Source organism: Pseudomonas sp. REP124 (assembly GCF_020164475.1).
In the GTDB taxonomy this organism is placed as follows: domain Bacteria; phylum Pseudomonadota; class Gammaproteobacteria; order Pseudomonadales; family Pseudomonadaceae; genus Aquipseudomonas.
In genome coordinates, this window is sequence record NZ_JAIQWX010000267.1 from 1 (window position 1) to 3500 (window position 3500).

The following is a 3500-nucleotide window of genomic DNA, read 5'->3' on the forward strand; positions in this document are numbered from 1 at the left end:
TCATGGGTTGGAAGCCACCTGCTGCTGCGCCAACCCAATGAACGCACTCATCGCCGATGTGATCATCGAGTCATTGCGGCGGATGAAAACGGTGGAGACGTTGGCGAATTCCGGGGGCAGGCTGTGCCAGCGGATGCCGTGGCGCACGCTGCAGTTTTCGGCGATGGCCCGGGGCAGCAGGGTCACGCCCATGCCCGCCGCGACGCAGGACAGGATGCCGTCGAGAGTGCCCAGTTCCATGATCTGGTTCGGCACCAGCCCCACCTGATAGAACCAGTTCTCCAGCGTCGAGCGATAGAAGCACCCAGTGCGGAACACCAGCACCGTCTGCTGCGGCATTTTCTCCATCAGCGCTTCCAGGGACTCGAACTGGTTGCTGCTGACCAACACCAGTTCCTCGTTGAAAACCTCCTCCTGAAAAAGCGCCGAGTTCTGATGAAAGCCACCGACAAAGGCACCGTCGAGCCGATGGCTTTCGATGGCCTTGATCAATTCGATGGTGGTGCCGGTCTGCAGCGACAACTGCACGTCGGGGAATTGCTCGCGGTATTTGGTCAGCACCTGAGGCAGGCGGATGGCGGCGGTGGTTTCCATCGAGCCCAGGCGCAGCAGACCAGCGGGGCTGCCGGTGTCCATCAGGGCGCTGCGGCTTTCTTCGGTCAACTGCAGGATGCGCCGCGCGTAACCCAGGAAAATTTCGCCCGCCGCCGTCAACATCACCCCGGATTTCTTGCGAATGAACAGCTCACGATTGAGCTCGGCTTCCAGCTCTTTCACGCGCATGGTCACGTTGGACTGCACGGTATTCACCTGCAATGCCGCGGCGGTGAAACTGCCCAGCTCGGCCACGGCGCAGAAAATCTTCAGTTGGCGCATTTCCATTTTTATTCTCATCCATCTCTAAAAGTGATTATGGACATATTTAACGATCACTTTACGGCGGTTTATGCCGATGAGTAAAGTGGCTGAAACCCTGCAAACGAGGCCGTTCGTCCCATGACCCTGACCACGAAAATCGACCATGTCTTCGCCGGTGGCCTGGGTGTGCTGCAGCCCGAGGGGCAGAGCACTGGGATCTTCAAACAGCGCCATGGCGGAGCGGTTCGCGTGGAGTTGCATGGCATCGTCGGTGACCAGCACGCAGACACCCGGGTTCACGGCGGTCCGGAAAAGGCTGTGCACCAGTACGCCACGCAAAATTACCAGCGCCTGGCCGAAGCCTTCCCCGACAGCGCCGCGCAACTGGTGGCGGGCAGCCTCGGCGAAAACCTCGCGGCGTTCGGGCTTTCGGAACGCAGCGTGCACATCGGCGATGTGTTCCGGGTCGGCAGCGTGGTGTTGCAGGTGTCGCAACCGCGCAGCCCGTGCTGGAAAATCAACCATCGCTTCGATGCCGAGCGCATGTCGATGTTTGTGGCCAAAGAGCGCATTACCGGGTGGTACTACCGGGTTCTGCAACCGGGATCTTTGGAGGCGGGTGACAGCATCGAACTGCTGGAGCGGCATACCGAGCGTTTCTCCATCGACGAATTCTGGCAGGTACAGTTGGCCCACAGGCCGGTGCTCGAGGATCTGTTTGCGCTGGCGGCGACGCCGGGGTTGTGCGCGGACTGGCAGCGGCGATTGGGTGAGCGGGCGAATTACCTGCAGAAGCGAACACCGCTAAACCTGTAGGAGCGAGCATGCTCGCGATGTAGGCCCGGACACCACGGGGTGTCAGGCGGCCAGCGTTATCGTTGACGACCATCGCGAGCGTGCTCGCTCCTACAGTGGGACGCATTTCATCAAAAGTGATTTATAAGATCATTAATCATCATTTTACATGATGATGTGGTATCTCTATGTTGAAGCCTTCGGGTTGGAAAGCGTGCCGGCGCGGGCTGTCGCGCGGACCTTTATCCCAGGGGGCGGGCTCTTCGCTCCCAATTTATTGAGAGGTGAAGCGCCATGCCATTGCTCAAGTTCGACGTCATCCAGGGCCGCACCGATGAACAGTTGCGCACGTTGCTGGATGTGGCGCATCAGGCCATGGTCCAGGCATTCGAGGTGCCCTTCAGCGACCGTTATCAGAGCGTCACGCAACACCGGCCCGGAGAACTCATCCTGCACGACACCGGGCTCGGCTATACGCGCTCGGCGCGGGTGGTGCTGCTGACGGTGGTGTCACGACCGCGTACTCAGGAGCAGAAAACCGCGTTCTACCGTTTGCTGGCCGAAAAGCTTCAAGCCGCCTGTGATCTTTCTCCCGACGACCTGATCGTTTCGCTGGTGGAAAACAGTGATGCCGACTGGTCGTTCGGCGGTGGGCGGGCGCAGTTTCTGACCGGCGAGCTCTAAGTCTTTTTTCACCTATTTCGTTCAGGTGCTGTCATGTCCAATCCACTGCTGTCGCTGTTGAACATCGAACTGCCGATCATCCAGTCGCCCATGGTCGGCGTCTCCACGCCCAAGCTTGCGGCAGCGGTTTCCAATGCCGGCGGGCTCGGCTCGATCGGCATCGGTGCGAGCAATGTCGAACAGGCGCGAGCCATGCTGCGCGACACCGCGGCGCTGACCGACAAGCCCTTCAACGTGAACCTGTTCTGCCACGAGCCTGCTGTGGCCGATGCCGAGCGCGAAGCGCAATGGCTGGGTTTCCTCGCGCCTCTGTTCGACAAGTTCGAAACTCCTGCGCCTACTGCCCTACGCGAGATCTACACCTCGTTCGTCGAAGACTTCGGCATGCTGGAAATGCTCCTGGAAGAAAGGCCGGCGGTGGTCAGTTTCCATTTCGGCCTGCCGCCGCAGTCGAGCATCGATGCGTTGAAAAACGCGGGAATCGTCCTGCTGGCTTGCGTGACCAATCTGGCCGAAGCGCAACAAGCCGAGCGTGCCGGTGTGCATGCACTGGTGGCGCAAGGTTATGAAGCCGGGGGCCATCGCGGTGTGTTTGATCCGCAACAGGACAGCGAGATGGGCACTTTCGCCCTGGTCCGAGTGTTGACCGATGCCTGCAAGCTGCCGGTAATCGCGGCGGGCGGCATCATGGATGGCGCGGGCATCAAGGCAGTCATGCAACTGGGCGCCTGCGCCGCGCAACTTGGCACCGCCTTCATCCTGTGCCCCGAATCCTCCGCCAACCCGGCCTACCGCGAAGCCCTCAAAGGCCCGCGCGCGCACCAGACCCGTGTCACCAGCGCGATCTCTGGCCGTCCTGCCCGGGGCATGGTCAACCGCAACTACATCGACCTCGAAACCAACGCCCCGGCGCTGCCCGACTATCCCATCGCCTACGACGCCAACAAGGCGCTCAACGCCGCAGCCGCCACCAAAGCCAACACCGAGTTCGCGGTGCAATGGGCCGGGCAGGGCGCGCCACTGGCTCGCGAAATGCCGGCGGCAGCGCTGGTAAACCTGCTCGCCGCCGAAATCAAATAACCCTAACTCCCTGTACCCCCAATACCTGTGGCGAGGGGGCTTGCCCCCGTTGGGCTGCGAAGCGGCCCCAAAAATGGGACTGC

At 61.1% G+C, this 3500-nt stretch carries 4 protein-coding genes; 3 read left to right on the forward strand and 1 reads right to left on the reverse strand.

Annotated elements, in window-relative coordinates; all coding sequences use genetic code 11:
• A complete protein-coding gene (locus K9857_RS30005; protein WP_224542146.1) occupies positions 1-882 on the reverse strand; it encodes a LysR family transcriptional regulator in 882 nt (293 codons plus the stop codon).
• A gap of 114 nt (positions 883-996) precedes the next feature.
• Here K9857_RS30005 and K9857_RS30010 point away from each other — a divergent pair, with 114 nt between their 5' ends.
• The 3 genes from K9857_RS30010 to K9857_RS30020 all read left to right on the forward strand — a co-directional run bounded on the left by K9857_RS30010 (position 997) and on the right by K9857_RS30020 (position 3417).
• Complete coding sequence (locus K9857_RS30010; protein WP_224542147.1) at positions 997-1674, forward strand: MOSC domain-containing protein; 678 nt, start codon at positions 997-999, stop codon at positions 1672-1674.
• A 273-nt stretch (positions 1675-1947) separates the two neighbouring features.
• The gene (locus K9857_RS30015) at positions 1948-2337 is read left to right on the forward strand and encodes a tautomerase family protein (RefSeq protein WP_224542149.1); all 390 of its coding nucleotides are present in this window, start codon (positions 1948-1950) and stop codon (positions 2335-2337) included.
• A 33-nt stretch (positions 2338-2370) separates the two neighbouring features.
• On the forward strand, positions 2371-3417 hold the full coding sequence (locus K9857_RS30020; protein ID WP_224542153.1) for an NAD(P)H-dependent flavin oxidoreductase: 1047 nt from the start codon (positions 2371-2373) through the stop codon (positions 3415-3417).
• Positions 3418-3500 lie beyond the last annotated feature (83 nt).